We start from the raw sequence: 25,701 nt of genomic DNA, 5'->3' as shown, positions 1-25,701 counted from the left end.
CAGCATTTTCCAAAGTTTCTCTCGTAAAGGAAATTGTTTGGACAATTCACCAATGGAAAATTTCTTTAGTCTTTTGAAACAAGAAGTATATCATGGACAAGTTTTTCATAGCTACGAAGAACTAGAGAGAACAATCGTCACATTTATCGACTATTACAATCACAGAAGAATCAAACGGAAACTCGATTGGATGAGTCCAATCGACTATCGTAAAGAAATTCAGAACGCCGCTTAGGGTTAGAAGTTTCTTGCGGATAAAAGTAGAAAAAAAGAAGTGGATTTCTCCACTTCAAAAAAGTCTAATATTTGGGGGTCACTACATTTGTTGGGCTGCTTCTTTTTTTTTTGGTTCTTCCTCTTTTAACGTTGGTAAAGAAATTTCCTACGGTCGATGGGCTACTGATGGAAAGCCATGAGAACACATTGAGCCGAAAATCGCGTCTCAATGCTTGCAAGCTTCAAACTTAGTGTAACGGCTAAAGCCTAACACTAAGTAATTCACATTGCATCTTTTTTCATGGCTATCAGTAGCCCTATGCGCCTCCTGAAATTTCTAGAAATAGGATCTAAGGAGCTTAGCATTAAAAAAATTGATTTTTTTACAGACCAACGTTAAATATTGTAGAACCTTTTTTTTGGAAACGATCAAATAAATCAGTGCTTTTTAGTACTACAACGAACATCATAAACGATCTATTACATAGGTCATGCGATTATTTCCGATTCTGCTGTCCCATTGCATAAAGAGCATTTTGATTCTTAAGCTTTAGTACTGACAAGTGTATACCTATCTAATCCCTTACAATCTCTAAATCGGTAAAGAGCTCGATTTGCGCATCCATTCGAATTGGTTTCGAATGTTGCATTTATTTATTTATTGATTATTGATCAACTTAAACTAGTTATGGCTCTCGAGTTTGTTATTAACGTCTCTTATTGACCAACTCAAACTGATTACGGTCTTCGAATACAAAAATTTCAAAAGGAAATAACCTCTATTGAAAGCAGCTTACATCATAAATAATGTTTCCATGCAGATCAAAAAAATCATCCATTTAGAAAGGGAAGACTGTTGTCTAAAGTATGTTCGTTGTAGCGTTAGTCGCTGAGTATGTTGATGAAAGATGCTTAATTAAAAAAGTAAAACTGCTTTTAGTCCTATTCATCTGGTTTTTTAAGGGGGTGAACGGCTGGTCTATCTAATACTTCTCCTGTATAGGAAAAGCGGGAGCCATGGCAAGCGCAATCCCAAGAGCGTTCAGCATCATTCCAACTCAAACTGCAGCCTAAGTGAGTACAAACTGGCTTTATTTGGTGAAGTTGGCCTTGATCATCTCGATAAGCGCCTATTTTATGTCCATCGACCATCATCAGTCCGCCTTCATTTTGATGCAATTCGTCTAATGAAGTTGAAGGACGACTTACTTTTCCAGCAATAAAATCTTTTCCGACTGCTGTATTTTTTTTGAGGAAAGTTTGCGCATCTTTTAATGTTAATTTCGGGCGATTAGGATCAAACAAGGTCTCATAAGGATTGTCATATCCGAGTAACAAGTCGCTCAGTAACATTCCAGCAGTGGCTCCGGCTGCCAAACCCCACTTATTAAATCCGGTGGCGACAAAGATATCTGGATTATTTTTGGTCATTTGTCCGATATAAGGAACTTGGTCAAGCGACTGTAAATCTTGGGTAGACCAAAAGAAACGCGTCTCCTTTGCGTAAAAGTATTGTTCGCCAAATTGTTCTAGACCACGGTAATGAAAAATGGTTTTACCTTTACTTTTTCCAGTTGGATGTCCTTCTCCGCCAATCAGCAGTAATGTCTCGCTAGAATCAGTTGGGATCGAGCGTAAGGAATGCGTAGGTTTTTCAGCATTGATATACATACCTTCTGGAATAGCTTTTTCTGACTGGATAGCGATCGCATAAGAACGATTGATGGAGAGACGAGTGAAATAAAGGTCTTCTTTGTCGTTGACTGGATAATGACTGGCAATGATCACTTTTTGACACAGCACAAGATGTTGATGCTCTGTAACGATCAACGGCGGACGCTCTTTTAAAACTTCACTGACACGCGTCTTTTCGTAAATTTTTCCACCCATACGAATAAAGGCATCAACCAATCCTGTTAAAAATTTTACTGGATGAAATTGCGCTTGCTGATATATGACCAAAGCTTCTTTGATATCGAAAGGTAAATCAGTTTGTTCTTTTGCCAAGCCGCCGTGGATATCCAATGTATGATAAGCTTGAGCTTCTTTTTCCAGCTTTTTCTTTCCTTTTTCTGTTTCCGCATAAACGAAGGCATCTTTTTCTTCAAAATCACATTGGACGTCAAGGGCGCTAGCTTTTTCCTTAATGAATTGCAATCCGTCCAGATTGGCTTCATAATATTGACGTGCTTTTTTTTCGCCGATCGTGTTGATCAAGTCATTGTAGAACAAACTATGTTGAGCTGTGATTTTAGTAGTGGTATGGCCGGTCGTGCCGCTGATTAAGCGATTAGCTTCTAATAAAACAATTTTTTTGCCAGCTTTGGCTAACAGATAAGCGCTGATGATGCCAACAATTCCGCCACCGACAATGCCAATTTCTGTCGTTATATTTTCTGTTAAAGAAGGAAATTTTGGCAAAGTGTCAAATGAGTGCCAATAAGGAATTGGGGGGATTAAAATGAGATGATGCGCTTTCATTTTGGAATAACATAGGAAACCTCCTTAAACTTGTGTATAGCACAATAAATCATGGATTGAGCAGCTCTGATTTTAGGAAAATACTACTGTAGAGAAAGAGAAATTGACTGACATGCTTATTCACTGTGAGTGTAGCACGCTAATGAATGGAAGTAAAAAGAAAGCAGCTAGGATCAAAGTATTCAGGTTTAGGGAATTTGTGGTATAGTAGTACGATGAAAAGAAGAGATAAGGAGATACGATGAAAAATGGGAAAAAGCTTAGTATTAGCCGAAAAGCCCTCGGTAGCTAGAGACATTGCACATGTGTTGAATTGCAGCAAGAAAGGGAACGGTTTTTTAGAAGGCTCACACTATATTGTGACATGGGCCTTAGGACATTTGGTGACATTAGCTGATCCTGAAGTATACGACCAAAAATATAAAACTTGGAAATTAGAAGATTTACCGATGCTGCCTGGAGACTTGAAACTAACCGTGATCAAAAAGACAGGGAAACAGTTTCAGCAAATTAAAACACAGCTTCACCGAAAAGATGTCAAGGAAGTGATCATCGCAACAGATGCGGGACGTGAAGGTGAATTAGTGGCACGTTGGATTTTGGAAAAAGCCAAAACGCATCTGCCGATCAAAAGATTGTGGATTTCTTCAGTGACGGACAAAGCCATTAAAGAAGGATTTAAACAATTAAAACCGGGAAAACAATATGAAGATCTTTATGCATCAGCTGTAGCGCGTTCTGAAGCTGACTGGTATGTAGGATTGAATGCTACTCGTGCATTGACAACAAAATTCAATGCTCAGTTAAACGCTGGCCGCGTACAGACGCCTGTGGTAGCCATCATTGCCAAACGGGAAGAAGAAATCAAGGCTTTTAAACCAAAAATTTATTATGGGATCGAAGCCAAAACGGAACATGGACTTACATTTACGTGGCAGGATGCAAAAACAAAACAACATCGCCTTTTTGATCAGCAGCAAGCTAAACAAATCATTCGATCCGCTCAAGGAAATCAAGCTGAGATCGTGGCTGTTGAGCGCAAAGAGAAGAAACATTATGCCCCTGGGCTATATGACTTGACTGAATTGCAAAGAGAGGCGCACAAACGATTCGGATTTTCGGCAAAAGAAACATTGAATGTGATGCAAAAACTCTATGAACAGCATAAAGTTTTGACTTATCCTCGTACAGATTCGCGTTATTTGTCAACAGATATCGTCTCCACCTTGGCTGAGCGGGTCAAAGCCTGTGCTTTTGGAGAATTTCGTGCTTTTGGAAAGAACATCACTTCAAAACCTATCAAAGGTAAACCGTCATTTGTCGATAATAGCAAAGTTTCTGATCACCATGCCATCATCCCAACTGAGCAAGCAGCCAACTTGAGTAAATTGTCTCACAAAGAACGTCAGATCTATCAAATGGTCGTGCAACGCTTTTTAGCTGTATTATTGCCCGCTTATGAATACGAACAAGTATTACTGCAAGCCCAGATCAACCAAGCGAATTTTATAGCAAAAGGCCGAAATGACAAACATTTAGGTTGGAAAGAAGTTTATCATACAGAAACCTTTAACGATGAAGAAGAAAGCACTAAGGAACAGTCGCTTCCTGAATTGGCCAAAGGTGACATACTGACTGTCAAAAAAGTAGCAGAAACGACTGGACAGACAAAGCCGCCAGCTTATTTCAATGAAGCTACTCTCTTATCAGCAATGGAAGATCCTGTTCATTATATGGATAACCAAAATAAACGACTGCAACAGACGCTGAAAGCTACTGGCGGATTAGGAACTGTTGCAACGCGTGCGGATATTATCGATAAACTGTTTCGTTCTTTTCTGATCGAAAAACAGGGACAAGATATCCATGCCACTTCCAAAGGCAAACAGTTGCTGGAACTGGTACCTGAAGATTTGAGATCGCCTGAACTGACAGCAGATTGGGAACAAAAATTGGAACGAATCGCTAAAGGGACCTTACAGAAAGAAGCCTTTATCAAAGAAACTAAGACGTATACGAAAAAAGTCGTTTCTGAAATCAAGATGAGTGCAGCAACTTATAAACATGAAAATCTTTCTACCAAACATTGTCCGGAATGCGGCAAACCGATGTTAGAAGTCAATGGTAAAAAGGGCAAGATGCTGATTTGCCAGGATCGAGATTGCGGTTATCGCCGTTCGGTTTCCCGCTTAACTAATGCGCGTTGTCCAGAATGTAAAAAGAAAATGGAGCTGCATGGAGAAGGTGCTGGACAAATTTTTGTCTGCAAATGTGGTTACCGAGAAAAACTATCAGCTTTCAAGAAACGGCAGCAAAAAAAGGGAACAGGAAAAGCAGACAAACGAACGGTCTCTCAATATATGAAACGGCAAGAGAAAGAAGAACCGCTCAATACTGCTTTGGCAGATGCTTTGAAGGGATTAAAGCTAGATAATGATTAAAGAATGAAAGAGAAAGGCTCTTTCTGAACTTATTTTCTATTAGCTTTTAGAAACAACTGCAAGGAGAATTTTTGCTGGAAAAAGACTTGGCTTACCTATAAATGTCAGCTCGCGGCCCAAGTTGAAACAACACATATGCATTAACTTGTTCATAGACCAGGCCCTGAGACCAAGTTGAAATAGAATATGCTTGAACTTGTTCATAGACCAGGCCCTGTGATCAAGTTGAGATAAAATAAGCGTGAACTTGTTCATAGACTAGGGCCCTGTGATCAAGTTGAGATAAAATAAGCGTGAACTTGTTCATAGACCAGGACCCTGTGATCAAGTTGAGATAAAACAAGCGTGAACTTGTCCATAGACCAGAGCCCTGTGATCAAGTTGAAGTAGAATGTGTGTTGAACTTGTTCATAGACCAGGACCCTGTGATCAAGTTGAGCAGAAAAATAATTGCACTTGTTCATGAGACATCAACTTGCGGGCAAGCAAGCGGAAAAAGCAGACGTTTGCTCAAAGAACGGGGAAAAATGCAGACTTAAATTTTTCTTAAATGTATGAATTAAGGGATCTGCTATACTAACGGCCAAAAGTTGAAGAAAGGCAGAGGAGCAAAGTGGATTTCAAGCGACTAATGGAAACGGCTATTTTAGCCGGAACGATCATGATGGAAAGCAATGCAGAAACGTATCGAGTAGAAGATACGATGAACCGTATTTTAAGGACATCTAACTTGCAAACAGCTGAGGCATTTGCTATTACAACTGGCTTGTTTGCGACATTAGATGATCCCTCGATTGCCGCGATCACGATCGTCAAACGGATTACGTATCGCGATACCAATTTGAACAAGATCGCTAAAGTCAACACGATTTCGCGAAGGCTTGTCAACAAGGACTGTTCATTGGAAGAAGCCTATGAGGCCTTGCAGCATGTCCATGAAGCAGAATACCAGTTTTATCATAGTGACCTAGCTATTATTGCTTTGGTTACCTCTTTTTCTTTGCTTTTAGGTGGGGGCGTATTGGAGCTTTTGTTTTCGCTAGTTACTGGTACAGTTCTTGTATTGGCGCGAAAAGGAGAACAGAAAGCTAAAATGAGTGCTTTCATGCGCAACTTGCTGTCTTCGATCTTGATTGCAGCAACGGCAGCTTTGATCGGACAAATTTCACCGGCACCAGTCAATGTAAATATCCTGATCATTGCCGCCATTATGCCGATGGTTCCGGGAACCGCGATTACAAATGCCATTCGCGATACCTTTCAAGGAGATTATATGAGTGGGGGCGCTAAAGCTCTAGAAGCCATCATGATTGCCTTTTCGATCGCACTAGGCGTTGCATTAGGTATTCTTGCTACAGGAGGGATTGCCTTTTGATCGTACAAATCTTCGGTGCTTACATTGCAGTTGTTGCTTGCTCTATTCTGTTAGAAGCACCGTCAATATACAAATACTATAATGGCATCATTGGAGCTGTTGGCTGGGGAATCTACCAAATAGCGCAACTACACTTCGGCTTGGCTGTCAGCACATATATAGCAGGATTAGCTATTTCATTGATGGCTAACCTTTACGCCCGCTGGTTCAAAGCGCCGCTCACTGTATTTTTTATACCGGGATTTTTCCCGCTTGTTCCAGGTTCTGCTATGTATTTAACGGTCTATGAATTGTTGCAAGGAAATACGGAAGCTTCTGCTGGCAACTTTTTAGATGCCATCAAGATCGCTGTCATGATTGCCCTGTCTTCTTTTACGATCGATACAGCCTTTAAAGCATTTAAAAAAGTCAAGTACAGCAAATCCGTCTTTTGACAAAAGAGAGAATAAATGAACAGTAAAAGAAACCTCGCATGTGTTATTATGCGAGGTTTTTCGTGTTAATGGCTATTTTTTGTTTTCAAGCAATTGAGCGAGTTTGGTTAGACTTTCTTCCATCCCTTGTTTTGCATTTTCATACGTTTTGCCCATGACCCAGTCTTTTTCAGTAACGGTCAATTCGGTTTGTCCGTTTCCAAGATCCTTAAAGGTGATGATTTGCAATTGATTTTGCGGGAAATCTTGCGGCAAATCATATTCAGTTGGATCCAGCGGTTGTCCTTGCTCATCTGTCAAGTTATGCAAAAATTCGAGACGTTTTGAAAAAATAATATTCCGGTATTCCCAAGTACTGTACATGGTTCCGTATTCCGGATACTTTTTAGAGGTTAAGTTGAGTAATGTCTTTCTGCCAGAATTCAAATTCACGTTTGCTATAGTGGTATAAAAATCAAAAGGCCCCCACCATTTTTTTAACATTTCTTCATCAGTCCATGCATTCCATAATTTATCGACAGGGGCATCAAAGACGCGTTTAATAACAAGATTTTTGATTTCTTTGTCTTTCCCCATTTAAAAAATCTCCTTTCTGAACGGCTACATTCTTTATCCCTGACTTTCATTTTAGGATAAATAGCAGCTGAAGTCGACTGTTAACCATTGATTCTCAATATGAAAAAAACTGATGTTCGAGGCAAAAAAAGAAGAAAGCTTTATTTTAATAAAAATAGCTCGAATGAAACTTTCGATCAGCAAAAAGAGATAAAAAGACAGGAGCCGAATCGAAAGAAAACGAGTCGACGCCTGTTTAGTTAGTCTCTTCGATTGCCGCCTCCAAATAAAAGAACGAGTCGTAAAACTTGAAGGAAGGAAGCAATGGCACCTGCTACATAAGTTAATGCAGCTGCGCGTAAAACTTGTCTAGCTTGTCCCAATTCATCAGTGCTTAGAAGATGTTGTTGTTCTAGAATGACAAGTGCACGACGCGAAGCATTAAATTCAACAGGAAGGGTAACGATTTGAAATAGAAAAGTCAGTGAGAAAAACAAAATCCCTAAGTTGATCAGCGATTGATTATAGCCAAATAAAATTCCCACTAGAATCAGCGGCATAGAAACGCCTTGACCGAAGTTCGTGACAGGAACAAGTGCACTTCTGATTTTTAAAGGCACATAAGCTTCTTTATCTTGGATCGCATGGCCAGCTTCATGAGCAGCAACACCAATGGCTGAAACGGAAGTTGAGTTATACGTCGCTTCTGATAAGCGTAAAATTTTATTGCTGGAATCATAATTGTCTGTTAGATTTCCTTTGATGCGGTCCATTTCAACCTGTTGCAGACCCGCATTGTCTAAAATCATCCGAGCAGCTTCCCAAGCGGTATAGCCGTTCTGGTTACGTGTTTTACTAAATTTATTAAAGGTACTTTGAACGTAGCTGCTTGCCAGGGCAGACAAGACGAGCCCGATAATGATAAAAATAAAAGTTGAGTCAAACATAAAGTAAAATGGCATATAAACAGTCTCCTTTTTTACCTATTCTTGTTCTTATCTTAACACGTTTAGGGGAAAAGTAAATTGAATATTGTTTAAGCTGGTATGAATCAAAAAAATAAACAAAAAAATCAGCAGGCAAGAAGAGCTGCCTACTGATCAGGGATTATACATAAAAATAAACCGAGAAAAACATTAAGATCGAACCGCCTAAAACAAACAGATGCCAAATAACATGCATATATTTTACTTTCCGCAAGCTATAGAAGATCGTACCAACGATATAAGTAGCACCGCCAGCAACAAGCAGCATCAATCCTTTCATGCCTAAACCTTCATATAAAGGCTTAACCGTGATCAAACACATCAATCCCATTCCAATATAGATCAATGTAGAAACATTGGGGATTTTTTCAATAAAAAAAGATTTAAAGACGATGCCGCCTACAGCAATCAGCCAAATTGCAATCAACATGATCATGCCGAGTGTGCCGCCAATCGTGATAAGACAGTAAGGTGTATACGTACCAGCAATCAAAAGATAAATGCTGCTGTGATCTAAGATCTTAAACACTCTTTTTACTTTTGTAAAACTAAAACTATGATAAAGGGTAGAACATAGATAAAGAAGAATCATACTTGCACCATAAATCGCATAAGCCGCTATTTCAGTCGGTGAGTGATGCGCATTCCCTTTAAGCAATAAAAAAACGAGTCCTACAATACTTAAAATCACTCCAATACCGTGAGTGACAGCATTTAACACTTCGTTGGTAATCAAATAACGTTTAGTGGATACCGGCAAATCGTTCATGAAAAATCCTCCTTGAGTATACATAATCAAATGGACAGCTTAAGGGCTCTAAAATGTATCATTCATTAGAGCTACTTTCTGTTTTTTCTATACGTTTATCATAGCATAAAACAATTGATAATGCATCACCTAGTTATCGAAACTAGATTAATTTTAAAAAAATACTCTGATGCAGTTGAGAAACTGATCAGAGTATGCTGCTGTTTATGAATGTAAAGGCAACAATCATAAATTGATATTGAGCGGAATAACACGTAAAACAGAGGATGTGTCGTTCTTGCTTCGTATAAAGCGCAATTCATCGATTTGTAGATGATACAAGTCATGGAGAGTCAGGTTATGTTTTCTTAAAACCTGGTCAAAAGGTACATCTAGTTCATCATCTGCATTCATGATCAGATCCTCTTTTTCAATATCTAGGATGAAAGTTTCATCTTTTTTTACGAGGACGAATGCATAAGATTCCATCAGCTGGTTGTTTAGGGTATTCATACTGAATCGCTCCTTTACCTTAGCAATAATCGAATCGAAGCATGGGCGAATCTGTGTAGCTATTCAAGTGATCCTTAAAACGATCTCAAGTGCTGATAGCTGATCCATATGTGCGCTCAAGTCTATGTAAATAGGTAGAGCAAGAAGGTCTGATATGACAAACTTGAGAGAATATGGCAAAATAAAGAAAAGCCGATAAGATAAAAAGAAGAGAAAAAGCTGTATGGGTTCAACGTAAGGGATGACTACAGCTATTTCTCTCACTTTTAAAGGGGAAACAAGATACAGCAAATTTCTTTAGGACCACTGACAAAGCTTAGAGGTTGACAAGTGGAACACTTACAACAATCAAAATGCCTAAAATGTGGACGATATCAACGAAATGGTTACGAACAAACTTTTTCATGATGATCACCTGCCCTTTTAAATTACTACCATTATAAGACAAAAAAGATAAAAAAGATAAAATGTGTCATAAAGAGGAATGTGAGGAGAAGAGGATGAAAAGAAACTATGGAAAGGTTTTGAGAAAGCTGAGAGAAGAAAAAGGCTATTCTTTGCGCCAAGTTTCAAAGGGGATTCTCTCCGCTTCTTTTTTATCAAAGTTTGAACGGGGAGAGTCGGACATCTCTCTCAGCCATTTTTTGAGGATCATCGATCGCTTAAATATCACCCTTGATGAATTTTCTTTCGCAGCAAATGGCTACCAATTGAGTGAACTAGATCAATTGAGAGCGGATATTACTTTTGCCTACCAACGAAACAACCAAGCACGTTTGAAAAATATTCAACGTAAAGAGTATGAAAAATGGGAAACATATGAATTGGATACTTACTTATGCAATGCCATCATGGCGGAAGCTTTTCTGCTGAATTTGCAAAAAAAAGAAATCGATAAAAAGAAAAGGCAATTCGTGATCCAGTATCTTTTTAATATTGAAATTTGGGGAAATTACGAATTGATGTTGTATGCGAATGTATTGAGTGTCTTGCCAACAGACACCGTTATTGCGTTGTCTAAAGAAGTCGTCAAAAAAACATCTGTCTACAGCTTTATTCCGGCTGACTTTGTTCAAACTGTCCAATTGCTGCTCAATACGGTTATTGTTTGTTTAGACGCAGATCTTCTAAATGAAGCTTTGTACTTTGTTTTAACGATAGAGGGGATGAATCTTGAAGAAAGGTTTTTTTATGAACGAACTGTACTGACCTTTTTAAAAGGGATCCTAAAAATCAAAAATGAAGAAGTCGAACAAGGAAAAAAAGAAGCTGAAAAAGCTGTCCAAATGATGTATAGCATCGGTTCGAACGATATTGCGATCAATCACGAAGAGTATTTGGCTGCTGTGATAGAAGCAAAAAAGTGACAAAATTATGACAAAAATAATGTACAAAAAAAATCAGTCTTTTTCTACTATATGACAAAAAAAACGATCTTACGAGGAAGATCGTTTCCATATTAAAGCAGGTCTCACCGAAAATGATAGCGTTGATAGGCTCGGCAGGTAAAGGTCATGAGGTAAATGTGACGTTTATCTGCCTTTTTGCATGGAATAAAAGCAATCAGAATAGGAATCGAGAAAGATCCCATTTTTTGTTTGCTGTGTTTACTGCTGTTTACCATAAAACTTATGGACGATTTCTGTCAACGATTGATGCAAACTGATCGTTGGCCGATTAATGAGTTGAGACAAGTCATGACTATGGACCTCTAGATCCCCTTTTCGAGTAGCGACTTGAATCTCGCATGCAAAATCTGCAAAAGGTTCAGGCGTACCATTTGCAAGCAACACTTCTCTATAGGTCCGCTCGTCAACGTTACGCACGGGAACGTTCTTGCCGAGGATCAATGAAAGTTCTTTTGCCATATCGGCGTAGGAATAAGGAATACCGGAAAGCTCATATGTTTTATCGGGTTGTTTGTTTTCTGCTAAAACAACGGCAGCTGCTTCTGCATAATCGACACGAGGAAGCCAGCCGACACGTCCATCACCAGCAGCTGTTAAAACAGGGCCGCCATTCAACACTTGTTTAACCGTATCAATCTCATTTTCGATATACCAGTTGTTGCGCAAAAAGACATAAGGCAATCCACTTTGGCGAATACTTGCTTCTGTTTGCCGATGAACTTCTGCGACCGGCAAAGTACTGCTATCCGCTTTTGTACAGCTTGTATAAACGAGTAGCGAAACTGCCGCTGTTTTAGCTGCTTGAATGACATTTTGGTGCTGACGTATTCGCGTTTCATCATCACCTTGCGAAGAAATCAACAATAGACGGTCTACACCTGTAAAAGCCTCCTCTAGTGAGAGCGGATCTTCATAATCTGCTTGGTGAACAGTGACCCCTTTTTCTTTTAAAGCTGCCGCTTTTTCAGGTTTTCTAGCTGTTATAGAGATACTTTCAGCAGGAACCAACTCCATCAGTGCTTGCACAACTTTTTCTCCTAACATGCCAGTTGCACCTGTGACCAGTAGATTCATATACAATACCCCTTTCTTAAAACGCTTTCTTAATTTTATTATAAAGAGTCCATTCTCAAATGGGAAATGAAGTGCTGTAAGATGACAGCAAAAAAATCTACACATTTTATTCTTCAAGCAAAAAAAACTGTTATTTTTCAAAAATTTATACTATCTTTGCAGGTCAAGATATTGCTATAATGAAGCCAATATGCTAAAAACAAAGCAGTTAATAAGGTGCTTTTAGGATAACGATTGCTCAACGGATGTTGAATAATAATCTTCCTAAATGCAGGAGAACGAGGAGATGATGGATTGAAACTAATGTGGAGATATACAATGCGGAATAAAAGATTACTGCTGCTCGATTTTATTTGCGTATTTGGATTTATTTTGATCGAGTTGGGGTTGCCGACTCTATTGGCAAAGATGATCGACGTTGGTGTAGTCAATCAAGATACCGACTACATTAAACGCCAAGGGATGCTGATGATCGGCATCACTTTGATCGGGATCACCTTGAATATTCTGCTCGGCTTTTTTGGAGCCAAGCTAACGACAACGATCGTACGAGATATTCGTGACGACTTGTATGAGAAGATTCAAACGCTCTCTCATCAAGAGTATGAAGATATTGGCGTGTCTTCGCTCATCACTAGAACTACGAATGACGCTTATCAAATCATGTTGTTTATGGGTATTATTTTGCGTACAGGTTTTATGACACCGATGATGTTTCTATCAAGTTTGTATATGGTCATGCGAACGAGTCCTTCATTGTCGCTAGCTGTTATTTTTTCTTTACCGGTCTTACTGATTGGCGTTGTGATCATTGCAAAATTTTCAGATCCTTTATCGGTAAAGCAGCAAAAGAACCTAGATCGAGTGAATAGTATTCTGCGGGAAAACTTATCTGGATTACGGGTTATCCGCGCTTTTGTAAATGAAAAATTTGAAGAAGAGCGTTTTGATCGTGTCAACAAAGATTACGCAGAAAGTTCAAAGAAATTGTATAAATTGATGATTGCCGCTCAACCAGCTTTCTTCTTTTTCTTTAATGTGGTGATGGTATTGATCATTTGGTTTGGTAGTGTGCAAATCAATAACGGAACGCTACAAGTAGGGAACTTGATTGCTTTTATCGAATACATTTTTCACGCTCTTTTTTCCTTTATGCTATTTGCTAGCGTATTTATGATGTATCCGAGAGCAAATGTTTCTGCTAAGCGGATCCAAGAAGTGTTTGATACAGAACCGACTGTTAAAGGCAATGAAGAAGGTCAGGAAGAGACTTCAACAGAAGGTTATCTTACTTTCAATAACGTGACGTTTGCCTATCCAGGTCATACAGAAAGTCCTGTGATTCGAAATGTGAGCTTTACAGCCAGTCCTGGTGAAACCGTTGCGTTTATCGGTAGTACCGGCAGCGGGAAATCGACTTTGGTTCAGCTGATTCCACGCTTTTTCGATGTTTCAAAAGGAGAAATTCTGATCGATGGCGTGAACGTCCGCGACTATTCATTAGCAGCCTTAAGAGCCAAAATCGGTTATATTCCGCAAAAGGCTTTATTGTTTACAGGAACTATTGCTGAGAATTTACGTTTTGGAAAAGAAGATGCGACACTGGAGGAGATGAAAAAAGCAGCTGAAATTGCTCAAGCTGCCGCTTTTATTGAGCAAAAAGAAAAAGGGTTTGATGAAGTGCTCTCAGAGGGCGGGGCAAACTTTTCAGGTGGTCAAAAGCAACGTTTAGCGATCGCACGTGCCATTATTCGCAAACCGGCCATTTATATTTTTGACGATAGTTTTTCTGCTCTAGATTTTCAAACAGATGCAGCTTTGAGAGCAGCACTAAAAAAAGAAACTACGGATGCCACTGTCTTGATCGTAGCGCAACGCATCAGTACGATCATGCATGCAGATAAGATCATTGTATTAAACGAGGGCAATATTGTCGGCATCGGAACACACCAAGAATTATTGAAGACATCTTCCGTTTACTATGATATCGCAGCATCACAGCTAACAGAGGAGGAATTAGCATGAATACATCCTGGAAAGCTTTGAAGCGTTTATTTGCTTACTTGGCTCCCTATAAAAAAATATTTACCCTCGTTATCGTGCTAACTGTTTTGACTGTTGGCTTCAATGCAGCTTTGCCTTATGTAACAGGGCTGCCCATCACTGAGATCTCAAAAAATATCGCCGCAAATGAAACCCTTAATTTTTCTTATATTTTAAAATGTTTAGTCGGTATTTTCTTGATTGGATTGGGCTATGCTGCTAGCCAAATGTCTGCTGGTTTTTTGATGACGAATGTGGTTCAGCAAGCCATGGAAGACTTAAGACGAGACATCGAGAAAAAAATCAATCGCCTGCCCGTTTCTTACTTTGATCGCCATCAGCAGGGGGATATTCTATCACGCATCACAAATGACGTAGATGCGTTGAGCAATGCTCTTCAGCAAAGTTTTATTGCTATTTTGACAGCCATTTTAGGCATCATTATGGCGGCAGTGATGATGGTATATATCAATCTTGCGATGGCTGCTTTTTCATTGTTGATGATTCCTTTATCTTTAGTGATTTCAAGAATCGTCATTCACGTTTCACAAAAGTACTTTCAAAAGCAGCAAAACGCTTTAGGAGAACTAAACGGTTTTGTGCAGGAAAATATGACAGGTTTCAGTGTTTTGAAAGCTTTCGGACGAGAAAAAGAATCTTTGACTGATTTCAAAGAAGTTAATCACCGCTTGAATTTTTATGGCTTTCGTGCTGCTTTTATCTCTGGCTTGATGATGCCGCTGGTACAGTTAACGGCTTATGGCAGTTATATCGGCATCGCTGTAATGGGAAGCTTATATGTGATCCAAGGTGTGATCGTTGTTGGTCAACTGCAGGCTTTTGTACAATATGTCTGGCAAATCAGCCAGCCGATGGGCACCATTACACAGCTGTCTTCTGTTCTGCAAAGTGCTTCAGCTGCAGCTAGACGTATTTTTGAAATATTGGATGAACCAGAAGAAAAAGAGAACAAGGAAGATATTGCATTACCAGAAAAGATCAAAGGACAAGTTACGTTTGAACAAGTTTCGTTTCGCTATGATCCACAAAAACCGTTGATCGAAGACTTGAGCTTTGATGTAAAAGCTGGTCAAACGGTCGCGATCGTGGGACCTACTGGAGCGGGTAAAACAACGTTGATCAACTTATTGATGCGTTTTTATGATGTGACAGGAGGCGCGATCAAGATCGATGGTATTGATACACAAAAGATGAACCGTAGTGATGTTCGTTCATTATTTGGCATGGTTCTGCAAGATGCTTGGCTCTATCCAGGAACGATCGCGGAAAACATTCGCTTTGGGAAACTAGATGCAACGGAATATGAAGTGGTAGATGCAGCTAAGACAGCCAATGTCGATCACTTTATCCGTACAATGCCCAATGGTTATGAGATGTTGATCAATGAAGAAGGTACTAATGTCTCATTAGGGCAAAAACAACTGTTGACCATTGCGCGTGCGGTGATCGCTGATCCTAAAATTTTGATTTTAGACGAAGCCACCAGTTCAGTCGATACACGATTAGAAGCATTGATCCAGAAAGCCATGTTAAAAGTCATGGAAGGACGTACGAGCTTTGTCATTGCCCACCGTCTCTCAACTATTCGGGATGCTGATTTGATCCTTGTCATGGATCAAGGACATATCGTTGAAAAAGGCACTCATGAAAGTTTGCTGGCAAAAGGCGGTTTTTATGAAAAACTATACCACAGTCAATTTGCTGAAGAAGCTTAGACTGTTCTGATCAGCTTTCGACAGCAGCAATAAAAGAAAGCTGCGTTGCTAGAGATCATGAAAGATTTATTGTTGGTGTTGGTGAAATGTATCTGGATAGCATCTCTTTTCTGAACATGCTATGCTGTAGAAAAAGGAGCGGAATCCCATGTGTGGTCGTTATACTTTCACAGCAAATTCGCAAGCGCTAATGGAGCGATATGATCTTCAAGATATTCCCTTTTCTTTTGATGAAGGAGCAGAGATTTTTCCAACCAATACTGTACCAGTGGTCTTGCCAGGAAAGCGTTCAGGTTTATTTTATTGGGGGCTGACACCAGCCTTTGCCAAAAGACCTTTGATCAATGCTCGTGAAGAGACGGTGCTTGAAAAAGTTACATTTCGCGAGCCTTTTCAAGCAAATCGCTGTCTCATACCCGCAACCTCTTTTTTTGAATGGGAAAAAAGAGGAGATAAAAAGCAAAAAAGAGAAATTTCTGTAAAACACTTGTCGATTTTTTCGATTGCTGGCTTTTATGATTGGTATGAAGGAGAAAGTGGCGAGAAACGACCTGCTTTTATCCTATTAACGACGGAAGCAAATGAGCAAATGAAAACCATCCACCATCGGATGCCGGTAATCCTAGAAAAAGAAGATGAAGAACGATATATCAGTCAGCAGACTGCTATAGAAGATATTCAGCAGTTGCTGCATCCTTTCAACGGCGAATTGATCATCCACTGATGTGCGATGCACTGAACAAAAAAACTTTGATGGTTATGAATAAACAAGAAAAGAGCTGAAGAAAATGAAACTGTACATTAAGGCAAAACGGTTTGCTTGGCACGATACCTTGTTGGTGAGAGATGAAGAAGATGATGTGTTATTTGAGATCAAAAGCGAACTGATTTCGATGGGCAACAAAATCAACATTTCAAATCCATTAAATGAAAAAGTTGTGACGATCGAAGAAAATAAGCTCAGCAAGCATCCAAAGTATACGATTTCTGACGAGCACGAAAAGTTGGCTACTGTAAAAAAAGACAAGAGCTGGATAGGCTCTGACTATGAAATCGGTATTTCTAAATGGAGGCTTTCAGGAGATGTGGAAGGCAATGATTACCATATCAAAAATAACTTCAAAACGATTGCTACATTGAAAAAGAAAAAACTGTCAATGGGCGAAACATTTATTTTGGAAGTTAAGGATGGTATCCATCCCAAGCTGCCTTTAGGAATCGTTGCAGCTGTCTGGGCGATCCAAAAAGAGATAGAAGAAGCAGAAAAATAAAGCCATTAAATAAAGAAAGATGCAGGTTGTGTGCTATCTGCACCGGTTAGGATTGGTCCAACTGGTGGGATTCGCTACACAGTTTCTGCATCTTTTTTAATATGAAAAAAGAAGGGATAGAAAAAGCTGGTTCTACTCTATTTAACGTTAGTCAATAAAAAATGATCTTGTCAATGCAGGATTTGTTAAAACCCTGTTTCTATAAATTCCAGTAGTCCCGTCGGTCGGAGAAAATTCCTTTACCAACGTTAGAAGATGAAGAATTGAAAAAGTTTACTAAAGTTTACTTGAATAATTTTACTGGAAGAACTAGAATGAAGGAAATAACGAAAACGTTTTAAAGGAGAGAGCAGAATGGATAAGAAACGATTGAAAGAAGCATTTAAAGAACGTTTTGGTGCAACTCATCCTCACCTTTTTTTTGCCCCTGGACGTGTCAACTTAATTGGAGAACATACAGATTATAACGGCGGTCATGTTTTTCCGTGTGCCATCACATTGGGAACATATGGAGCAGCGGTAAAACGTGAAGATGGTCAAATCAATCTATACTCGGAGAACTTTCCGGATTTAGGGATCATTTCTTTTTATCTAAATGATTTGCAGTATCGAAAGGAAGACAATTGGGCCAATTACCCTAAAGGTGTCATTAAGTATATGAAAGAAGCAGGTTATAACGTTTCTTCAGGGATGGACATTTTGATCGAAGGCAACATACCAAATGGCGCCGGTTTGTCATCATCGGCTTCTATCGAACTGCTGACAGGAGTGATCGTTAAAGAATTGTTCCAACTAGACATCGATCAGTTAGCATTGATCAAAATCGGACAAAAAGTTGAAAATGCATTTATCGGCGTGAATTCTGGTATTATGGACCAATTTGCAGTAGGAATGGGTGAAAAAGATCATGCGTTGCTGTTAGACACCAATTCATTGCAATATGAAAAGATACCATTGGAGCTCCATGGGAATGTGATCGTGATCATGAATACGAAGAAACGACGTGAACTAGCAGATTCAAAATATAATGAACGCCGCAGCGAATGTGAAGAAGCCTTGAAAAGATTGCAAACGGTTATAGATATCGATACACTGGGTGACTTGAACGAAGAAACATTTGAAACCCATCGAGAGGCTATTCACGACGACGTATTGGAAAGACGTGCCAAACATGCTGTTTATGAAAATCAGCGAACGATAAAGGCAGCACAAGCTTTGAAAGACGGCGACTTAGAAGCATTTGGACAATTGATGAATGATTCACACTTATCAACCGAAAAAGACTACGAAGTCACGGGGATTGAATTGGACACCTTGGTCCATGAAGCTTGGAAGCAGCCTGATGTAGTAGGTGCTCGGATGACAGGCGCTGGATTTGGCGGTTGTGCGATCGCGATTGTAAAAAAAGAAGCTGTTGAACGTTTTGTAGATGAAGTAGGAAAAGTGTATGAAAAAGAAATCGGTCACCCTGCCGAGTTTTATGTTGCACAAGTTAGTGATGGAGCAAAAGTATTAAAGGAGTTGAAGTAAAGTGACGGTATTGGTATTAGGAGGAGCAGGTTACATCGGTTCACATGGTGTAGATCAATTGATCGAAAAAGGCTTTGATGTGGCGGTCGTTGATAATTTACAAACAGGCCACAAAGAAGCTGTCGCAAAAAAAGCCCGTTTTTATGAAGGAGATATTCGCGATAAAGCTTTTATGGCATCTGTTTTTGAAAAAGAAGCTGTTGAAGGCGTCATTCATTTCGCAGCCAACTCGTTAGTCGGCGAATCAATGGAAAATCCCTTAATGTATTTTAATAACAACGTTTACGGCACACAAGTAGTGTTAGAAATGATGGGAAAATACGGTGTTAAATTGATCGTTTTTTCTTCTTCTGCAGCTACTTATGGAGAACCAAAGGAAGTACCGATTTTGGAAACAGCCGAAACGCATCCTGAAAATCCTTATGGTGAATCAAAATTAATGATGGAAAGCATGCTGAAATGGTGTGACCAAGCTTATGATATGAAGTTTGTCGCTTTACGCTACTTTAATGTGGCAGGTGCAAAGGCAGACGGCAGTATTGGAGAAGACCATGATCCAGAAACCCATTTGGTTCCAATCATTTTGCAAACAGCTCTAGGACAACGAGAAAAACTGAAAATCTTTGGTGATGATTACCATACGCCAGATGGAACTTGTATCCGTGATTACGTACAAGTGACAGATTTGATCAATGCACATATCTTAGCACTTCAATATTTAAAAGACGGCCATGAGAGCAATATCTTCAATTTGGGCAGCAATGAAGGCTTTTCTGTCAAGGAGATGTTAGAAGCGGCTCGTGAAGTCACTGGCAAAGAAATCCCGGCTGAAGTGGTGGAAAGAAGGGCTGGAGATCCAAGTACCTTGGTGGCTTCAAGCGACAAAGCTAAAGCGATTTTAGGTTGGCAACCGGCGTATACTAGCATAAAAGACATTATTGCTTCTGCCTGGAATTGGCATGAAAGTCATCCACAGGGCTATGGCACACCAGCATCAGAAAAGGAGTGATGAGTATGGATCAGGCCATCGTGGATTTTATTGCCATTGGTTTAACTAAAGGACTCCTTCAAAGAATGGACAGTATTTACTGGACCAATCGTCTGCTGAGCTTAGTGGGCAAAAAAGAGGTCGAATTGAAACAGAAACCAAGCAGTCCCTTACCGCCGTTACTCGAAGTTTTAGATCAATTAGTAGAGGGAGCCGTTGAAAACGGCACGATTGAAGAGATGCAGTCAGAACGAGATATTTTAGAAGCAGAGATCATGGATATTCTGACACCGCTGCCCTCAAAAGTGAACACACGATTCTGGTCTTTGTATGAAGAAGACCCGAAAAAAGCAACGGATTATTTTTATGACTTGAGCAGAGAGAACAATTACATCAAAACGCGCAGCATTGCAAAAAATATTGCTTTTACAAAAGCAACTGCATTTGGCGACTTAGAAATCACGATCAATTTGTCAAAACCTGAAAAAGATTCTCGACAAATTGCTATGCAGAGAGCGTTGCCCTCTTCAAGCTATCCTGCCTGTATGTTGTGCATGGAAAATGAAGGATATGAAGGGAACTTGAATCATCCCGGAAGAGCAAATCATCGGATCATTCGGATGAATGTAAATGATGAAACATGGGGATTCCAGTATTCTCCGTATGCCTATTATCCAGAACACTCGATCTTTCTATCTGCTAAACATCGGCCAATGTTGGTAGATCAAACGGCTTACCGCAATTTGTTAGCTATCGTCGAAACGCTGCCGCATTATTTTGTTGGTTCAAATGCAGGATTGCCGATCGTTGGCGGTTCTATTTTGTCTCATGATCACTATCAAGGGGGAAGACATACTTTTCCAATGGAGAAAGCAGAAGTGATGTATTCATTTGATTTGCCTGCTTTTTCTACAGTTCAGGCAGGAATCGTAAAATGGCCGATGTCGGTGATCCGGTTGAACAGCTTGGACAAAGAAGAATTGGTGCAGGCGGCAGCTTTTATCTTAAACGAATGGGAAGGGTACTCAGACGAGGACGCTGACATTGTAGCTTTTTCAAATGGAGAGCCGCATAATGCCATCACACCGATCGCTCGGCGAAAAGGAGCGGCTTACGAGATTGACTTAGTTTTGCGGAACAATCGAACCTCGACTGCATTCCCAGACGGTATTTTTCACCCGCATCCAAAAGTCCAACACATTAAAAAAGAAAACATTGGATTGATAGAAGTAATGGGGTTAGCAATTTTACCGCCGCGCTTGAAACCGGAACTAAAAGAAGTTGCGCGTTATTTGCTTGATCAGCCTAACGAAATGAAAGACTATCACAAAGAATGGGCAGTTATGCTAAAGGAATCCAACACAGTCACTGCTGAAAATGTACAAGAAGTGATTAAAGAGGCCGTTGGTGAAGTCTTTTTAGAAGTATTAAAAGATGCTGGCGTTTATAAAACGACGGAAGAAGGAAAAACAGCTTTCTTACGTTTTATTGAAAAGTTACAAAAAAAGGAGGGATGAGAAATGGAATTCTCGAAAAAGCAATTCGGTGAACTTGCAGGGCGCCCTGTTTATGAATACACTTTAAAAAACAAGCAAGGGCTCTCGCTTTCAGCATTGAATTTTGGCGGAACAGTGACGGGCATACGGACACCAGATCGAAAAGGACAGTTTAAAAATATTGTGCTCGGATTTGATGATATTGAAGATTATGTGCAATATCGTCCTTTTTACGGTTGTTTAGTGGGACGTACAGCAGGAAGAATCGACGAAGGAAAATTTACGTTAGCAGGCGAAACGTATCAACTGCAGCAAAGTGAAGGCAAAAATCATCATCACGGCGGAAATCCTGCTTTTGATGCTTATCTTTGGGATACAGCATTAGTAGAAGACGGGGATACAGCTCATCTGGTTTTTTCTTACTTTAGCCCTGATGGTGAAAATGGCTACCCAGGAAACCTGGACGTGAAAGTTACTTATACACTGACTGAGGCAAATGAATGGATCATTCATTATGAAGCAACTACGGATAAACCAACTTTATTCAATCCGACGAACCATATCTTTTTCAACTTGACAGGCAATCATGAGCAAACGATAAAGCAGCACGAACTGCAAATCAGAAGTGACCATGTGGCGGAAGTAAGAGCAGACTTGATTCCAACAGGTAAGCTGATGCCAGTCGAAGGAACGGATTTTGATTTAAGAGAACCACAACCGCTAGTCAAGGCGATCGAAAGCGAACATCCCCAGTTGAAAATGAATGGCGGCTTGGATACGCCATTCTTACTGACACATGAAGCAGCGAAACCAGATGTGATCCTCAGCGAAGCAAATAGCGGACGACAAGTAGTCATCACGACAGACCGTGATGCTGTTGTGGTTTATACCCATAATGGTGTAAGCGGAAACTATCAAATTGATGGAAAGAAAGTCGAACCTTATGCTGGAGTTGCGCTAGAAACACAGCAATTGCCAGATGCTATTCACCATCAACATTTTGGTCATACCATTTTGTACCCGGGAGAGGTCTTTCACTCAGAGACGATTTTTCAATTTGAACAAGATCAGTAAAAGGAGGCGGAGCAGTGGCAACTATTAAAGACATTGCTAGAATGGCCGGTGTTTCCAGTGCAACTGTCTCGCGTGTATTGAATGAAGATGAAACCCTTTCTGTTAGTAATGAAACAAAAGAAAAAATCTTTAAAGCAGCAAAAACTTTGGCTTACACGAAACACCAGAAAAAGATTTTGAAAAAAGAAGCCAAGATTGCGATCGTACAATGGTATACAGAACAAGAAGAAGCAAATGACTTGTATTACTTGTCGATACGTTTAGGGATCGAAAAAAGAGCTGAAGCAGAAGGATATGAAGTCGTGCGCGTCTTTCAAGATACGCCTTTTGAAATGTCAGCGGATATCATGGGGATCATTGCCATTGGAAAATTTAGCGACCAACAGATCAAACAATTGAGAAGCTGGACGAAATGTCTTTGCTTTGTCGATACAGATCAGTCGATGCAGAAATTAGATTCTGTTGTTGTTGATTTTGAGCAAGCCGTTGCAAGTGTGGTCGATCATTTTGAGGCAAAAGGACATCAAAAAATCGGCTTTATTGGCGGACAAGAAAGCTATGGTGATCAATCTGACCAGATTATTGACAAACGCTTGACCTTTTTCAAACAATCTTTGGAAAAAATCAAATTGTATCAAGAGAAGTATTTGTTTGTAGCGCCTGCTTTCAGTGTGACTGCAGGAGAACAAACCATGCAAGCAGCTCTTGAAACACTCAAAGAAGATATGCCCTCTGCCTTTTTTGTCGCCAATGATGCATTAGCGATCGGCTGCCTGCGTGCGCTGCAAGCAAAGAAAAAGAAAGTGCCCGATGACATTAACATCATTGGCTTTAATGATATGAGCGTCGCCAAATATAGCTTCCCTACACTGAGCACAGTGAGAGTCGCTACCGACTTGATGGGCGAAACAGCCTTTGATTTACTGCTAGACAAAATCAACTCAGAAAGAACAGTCGCCAAAAAAATCCAATTCTCCACTGACCTCATCATCAGAGAAAGCAGCTACTAAAAACCCGGATGCGGAGCGAGGCCGATAGAGACGACAGGAAAATGAAAAAGCAAAACCATTATCGGAAGCACTGTTGCCGTTCCGGCAAAGTGTATCATGTCTCTAAGCGATTAAAATCGCAAGAGTCATGACAATGTGGAGCGAGGTCGATAGAGACGGCAGGAAAATGAAAAAGCAAAACCATTATCTGAATTTTGGGCTGGATTGGGATTGAGCAGTCATGTAAAAAGTATTTCCTGTTGCCCATTGTCTGCTGAACAAAAGGAAAATGTGTGATTGACCATCTATTTTTAGTAACCATTATTTAAACATCGATCATAAAAAAAAGAGCTGAGATTTTCTCAGCTCTTTATTTCTTAAAAATTCCTGCTTTTTCAAAAGCGTTGTCTTTCGGCTGGTAGCCGACTTTCACTCGTGCTTGGTCAATATCCAAGCGAGGGAAGGTGTTGTTAGAGATGCCATTGATAACAAGTGCAGGTTCATCCAACTCGGCCGATAAACAGCAATCGATCAAATGACACATATCTCTACTGGAAAGATACATGGCGTGCATTTGAGGAGATGAATCGGGTTCAAATTCATCATCGCTGCCTTGGAAATTGCCAATTCTGATGCCAATTGATTCTACACCTTTTTTATAAGCAAAATAAGAGGCTAATCCTTCAAGATAAACTTTTGATACACCATAAAGATCAGCTGGTCTTGGTATATCAGAAATTTTCACTTGTACATTTTGTGGATAAGCATCAGAAGCGTGGATCGAGCTGGCATAGATTACTCGTTTTAAGGTCTTGCTTTCGGCTGCAGCTTCAAACAAGTTATAGGGCAGCTTATAATTTAAATCTAGTAAACTTTCATAAAAGCCTGCTGTTGCATCTGCTTGACCTGCCAATTGAATCACATAATCAATACCCTCTAATAGCCCATTCCAGTTTTCTCTTTCGACCAAGTCTAACGGTTTTGTTGTTGTCCCTTCTGTTAAGGATGCAGGCGCATCATCAAAAGAACGGTTGACAAGGGTTAAATGATGATTTGGCTTTAAATGTTCTACCAGTTTGGAGCCGATTGCCCCAGTTGCACCTGTAATCAATATGTTAGCCATAACAGTCCTCCTATTAATTTTTCATAAATAAGAAATCTCTCAGAGATCGTATCTCTGAGAGAAAAACATCGATCTATGTCTAAGATCTTATCTATCTTCGTGTCTGTCTTTATAGTTATCTTTTGCTTCGCCGACTTTCTTTTCAACTTCGCCTTGTGCTTTTTGAGCTTTACCTTTGGCTTTTGTTGATGCGTCATTTGTCATGTCGCCGAAAGTATCTTTTGCTTCTCCCATTGCTTTGTCTTTAAGACCTTTTGCTTTGTCCTTCATTCCGCTGTCGTGATCGTGATGCTCTACCATATCTAACGCCTCCTAATAAATTTTAATGGATAAATAAAGCATTACCATTGATACATCTAAAGTTTAACGGCTTTCATTTATTTAGGCAAACAATATGCTTTTGCTTTCCTAATGACGCCTCATTCCTATGTTGTCTTAATGTGTAATGCTTGTTTAACAAATTGAAAATATACTGCTGACAATGTTTTCTGCTACTTTTTTAGTAGTAGTTGCAAGTTTTGACTCGTTCACAGACTAGGCTGCTGTGATCAAGTTCAGAGTGTAAAAGCTTCAACTCGTTCACAGACTAGGCTGCTGTGATCAAGTTCAGAGTGTAAAAGCTTCAACTCGTTCACAGCCCAGGCTTCTGTGATCAAGTTCAGAGCGTAAAAGCTTCAACTCGTTCACAGCCCAGGTTTCTGTGATCAAGTTCAGAGTGTAAAAGCTTCAACTCGTTCACAGCCCAGGCTTCTGTGATCAAGTTCAGAGTATAAAAGCTTCAACTCGTTCACAGCCCAGACTGCTGTGATCAAGTTCAGAGTAAAAAAGCTGCAACTCGTTCACAGCCCAGGCTGCTGTGATCAAGTTCAGAGCGTAAAAGCTTCAACTCGTTCACAGACTAGGCTGCTGTGATCAAGTTCAGAGTGTAAAAGTTTCAACTCGTTCACAGACTAGGCTGCTGTGATCAAGTTCAGAGCATAAAAGCTTCAACTCGTTCACAGACTAGGCTGCTGTGATCAAGTTCAGAACGTAAAAGCTTCAACTCGTTCGCAGTATAGGCTGCTGTGATCAAGTTCAGAGTGTAAAAGCTTCAACTCGTTTACAGACTAGGCTGCTGTGATCAAGTTCAGAGCGTAAAAGCTTCAACTCGTTCACAGAATCGACTGTTATGCAGTTTGGCAGCAAATCATCCCAACATGATAAGGAGAAAACCCAAAGA

Annotated in this window: 22 protein-coding genes; 14 read left to right on the top strand and 8 right to left on the bottom strand. The window is 39.9% G+C overall.

Features of this window, described 5'->3' with window-relative positions:
- The coding region (locus BM057_RS04180; RefSeq protein WP_143074470.1) for an IS3 family transposase at positions 1-235 on the top strand (235 nt) is incomplete at its 5' end.
- 923 nt (positions 236-1,158) lie between these two features.
- Here the strand turns inward: BM057_RS04180 and BM057_RS04175 are convergent.
- Positions 1,159-2,697, bottom strand: coding sequence for an FAD-dependent oxidoreductase (locus BM057_RS04175; RefSeq protein ID WP_092091684.1), 1,539 nt, complete (start codon positions 2,695-2,697; stop codon positions 1,159-1,161).
- Between the two features lie 248 nt (positions 2,698-2,945).
- On the opposite strand from BM057_RS04175, the gene BM057_RS04170 reads away from it, so the two are divergent.
- The 3 genes from BM057_RS04170 to BM057_RS04160 all read left to right on the top strand — a co-directional run bounded on the left by BM057_RS04170 (position 2,946) and on the right by BM057_RS04160 (position 6,947).
- Positions 2,946-5,138 (top strand): DNA topoisomerase III, encoded by a 2,193-nt coding sequence (locus tag BM057_RS04170; protein ID WP_092091682.1) that lies wholly within the window; start codon positions 2,946-2,948, stop codon positions 5,136-5,138.
- A 613-nt stretch (positions 5,139-5,751) separates the two neighbouring features.
- A complete protein-coding gene (locus BM057_RS04165) occupies positions 5,752-6,513 on the top strand; it encodes a threonine/serine exporter family protein (RefSeq protein WP_092091680.1) in 762 nt (253 codons plus the stop codon).
- On the top strand, positions 6,510-6,947 hold the full coding sequence (locus BM057_RS04160; protein WP_092091678.1) for a threonine/serine exporter family protein: 438 nt from the start codon (positions 6,510-6,512) through the stop codon (positions 6,945-6,947). Before BM057_RS04165 ends, BM057_RS04160 begins: the two co-directional genes overlap by 4 nt.
- Positions 6,948-7,019: 72 nt before the next feature.
- Here the strand turns inward: BM057_RS04160 and BM057_RS04155 are convergent, their stop codons facing one another.
- The 4 genes from BM057_RS04155 to BM057_RS04140 all read right to left on the bottom strand — a co-directional run bounded on the left by BM057_RS04155 (position 7,020) and on the right by BM057_RS04140 (position 9,749).
- On the bottom strand, positions 7,020-7,523 hold the full coding sequence (locus tag BM057_RS04155; RefSeq protein ID WP_092091676.1) for an SRPBCC family protein: 504 nt from the start codon (positions 7,521-7,523) through the stop codon (positions 7,020-7,022).
- A gap of 239 nt (positions 7,524-7,762) precedes the next feature.
- Positions 7,763-8,464, bottom strand: a complete 702-nt coding sequence (locus tag BM057_RS04150; protein WP_047390794.1) for a zinc metallopeptidase — start codon at positions 8,462-8,464, stop codon at positions 7,763-7,765.
- A gap of 145 nt (positions 8,465-8,609) precedes the next feature.
- Complete coding sequence (gene trhA, locus BM057_RS04145; protein WP_047390792.1) at positions 8,610-9,257, bottom strand: PAQR family membrane homeostasis protein TrhA; 648 nt, start codon at positions 9,255-9,257, stop codon at positions 8,610-8,612.
- Between the two features lie 225 nt (positions 9,258-9,482).
- Positions 9,483-9,749, bottom strand: coding sequence for a hypothetical protein (locus BM057_RS04140; protein WP_047390789.1), 267 nt, complete (start codon positions 9,747-9,749; stop codon positions 9,483-9,485).
- Between the two features lie 500 nt (positions 9,750-10,249).
- Here BM057_RS04140 and BM057_RS04135 point away from each other — a divergent pair, with 500 nt between their 5' ends.
- Entirely contained in the window at positions 10,250-11,116 is an 867-nt protein-coding gene (locus BM057_RS04135) for a helix-turn-helix domain-containing protein (protein ID WP_177186169.1), read from the top strand.
- 240 nt (positions 11,117-11,356) lie between these two features.
- On the opposite strand, the gene BM057_RS04130 is transcribed toward BM057_RS04135, so the two are convergent.
- Positions 11,357-12,232: an SDR family oxidoreductase gene (locus BM057_RS04130; protein ID WP_092091672.1), complete on the bottom strand. Its 876-nt coding sequence runs from the start codon at positions 12,230-12,232 to the stop codon at positions 11,357-11,359.
- A gap of 294 nt (positions 12,233-12,526) precedes the next feature.
- Here BM057_RS04130 and BM057_RS04125 point away from each other — a divergent pair, with 294 nt between their 5' ends.
- From BM057_RS04125 to BM057_RS04085, 9 genes are all read left to right on the top strand, one after another.
- On the top strand, positions 12,527-14,257 hold the full coding sequence (locus BM057_RS04125; RefSeq protein WP_092091670.1) for an ABC transporter ATP-binding protein: 1,731 nt from the start codon (positions 12,527-12,529) through the stop codon (positions 14,255-14,257).
- Complete coding sequence (locus BM057_RS04120; RefSeq protein WP_092091668.1) at positions 14,254-16,011, top strand: ABC transporter ATP-binding protein; 1,758 nt, start codon at positions 14,254-14,256, stop codon at positions 16,009-16,011. The genes BM057_RS04125 and BM057_RS04120 overlap by 4 nt, the downstream gene beginning before the upstream one ends.
- A gap of 148 nt (positions 16,012-16,159) precedes the next feature.
- Positions 16,160-16,735 carry an SOS response-associated peptidase gene (locus tag BM057_RS04115; RefSeq protein WP_092091666.1) on the top strand — a complete coding sequence of 192 codons (576 nt, stop codon included), beginning with the start codon at positions 16,160-16,162 and terminating at the stop codon, positions 16,733-16,735.
- A gap of 64 nt (positions 16,736-16,799) precedes the next feature.
- Positions 16,800-17,282, top strand: a complete 483-nt coding sequence (locus tag BM057_RS04110) for an LURP-one-related/scramblase family protein (RefSeq protein ID WP_092091664.1) — start codon at positions 16,800-16,802, stop codon at positions 17,280-17,282.
- Positions 17,283-17,636: 354 nt separating this feature from the next.
- Positions 17,637-18,812, top strand: coding sequence for a galactokinase (locus BM057_RS04105; RefSeq protein WP_047390771.1), 1,176 nt, complete (start codon positions 17,637-17,639; stop codon positions 18,810-18,812).
- Position 18,813: 1 nt separating this feature from the next.
- Complete coding sequence (gene galE / locus BM057_RS04100) at positions 18,814-19,821, top strand: UDP-glucose 4-epimerase GalE (RefSeq protein WP_092091661.1); 1,008 nt, start codon at positions 18,814-18,816, stop codon at positions 19,819-19,821.
- A complete protein-coding gene (gene galT, locus BM057_RS04095) occupies positions 19,821-21,317 on the top strand; it encodes a UDP-glucose--hexose-1-phosphate uridylyltransferase (RefSeq protein WP_092091659.1) in 1,497 nt (498 codons plus the stop codon). Before galE ends, galT begins: the two co-directional genes overlap by 1 nt.
- A 3-nt stretch (positions 21,318-21,320) precedes the next feature.
- Positions 21,321-22,370, top strand: a complete 1,050-nt coding sequence (locus tag BM057_RS04090; protein ID WP_092091657.1) for an aldose epimerase family protein — start codon at positions 21,321-21,323, stop codon at positions 22,368-22,370.
- A 14-nt stretch (positions 22,371-22,384) separates the two neighbouring features.
- The gene (locus BM057_RS04085) at positions 22,385-23,380 is read left to right on the top strand and encodes a LacI family DNA-binding transcriptional regulator (RefSeq protein WP_092091655.1); all 996 of its coding nucleotides are present in this window, start codon (positions 22,385-22,387) and stop codon (positions 23,378-23,380) included.
- Positions 23,381-23,729: 349 nt separating this feature from the next.
- Here the strand turns inward: BM057_RS04085 and BM057_RS04080 are convergent, their stop codons facing one another.
- Both BM057_RS04080 and BM057_RS04075 read right to left on the bottom strand, forming a co-directional pair.
- Positions 23,730-24,482 carry an NAD-dependent epimerase/dehydratase family protein gene (locus BM057_RS04080; protein ID WP_047390761.1) on the bottom strand — a complete coding sequence of 251 codons (753 nt, stop codon included), beginning with the start codon at positions 24,480-24,482 and terminating at the stop codon, positions 23,730-23,732.
- Positions 24,483-24,569: 87 nt separating this feature from the next.
- A complete protein-coding gene (locus BM057_RS04075) occupies positions 24,570-24,782 on the bottom strand; it encodes a CsbD family protein (RefSeq protein ID WP_047390760.1) in 213 nt (70 codons plus the stop codon).
- Between the last annotated feature and the right edge of the window lie 919 nt (positions 24,783-25,701).

It is taken from the genome of Pisciglobus halotolerans (assembly GCF_900113675.1).
In the GTDB taxonomy this organism is placed as follows: domain Bacteria; phylum Bacillota; class Bacilli; order Lactobacillales; family Carnobacteriaceae; genus Pisciglobus; species Pisciglobus halotolerans.
The sequence above is the reverse complement of the archived record's forward strand: the minus strand, read 5'-3'. Positions and strand labels throughout refer to the sequence as shown.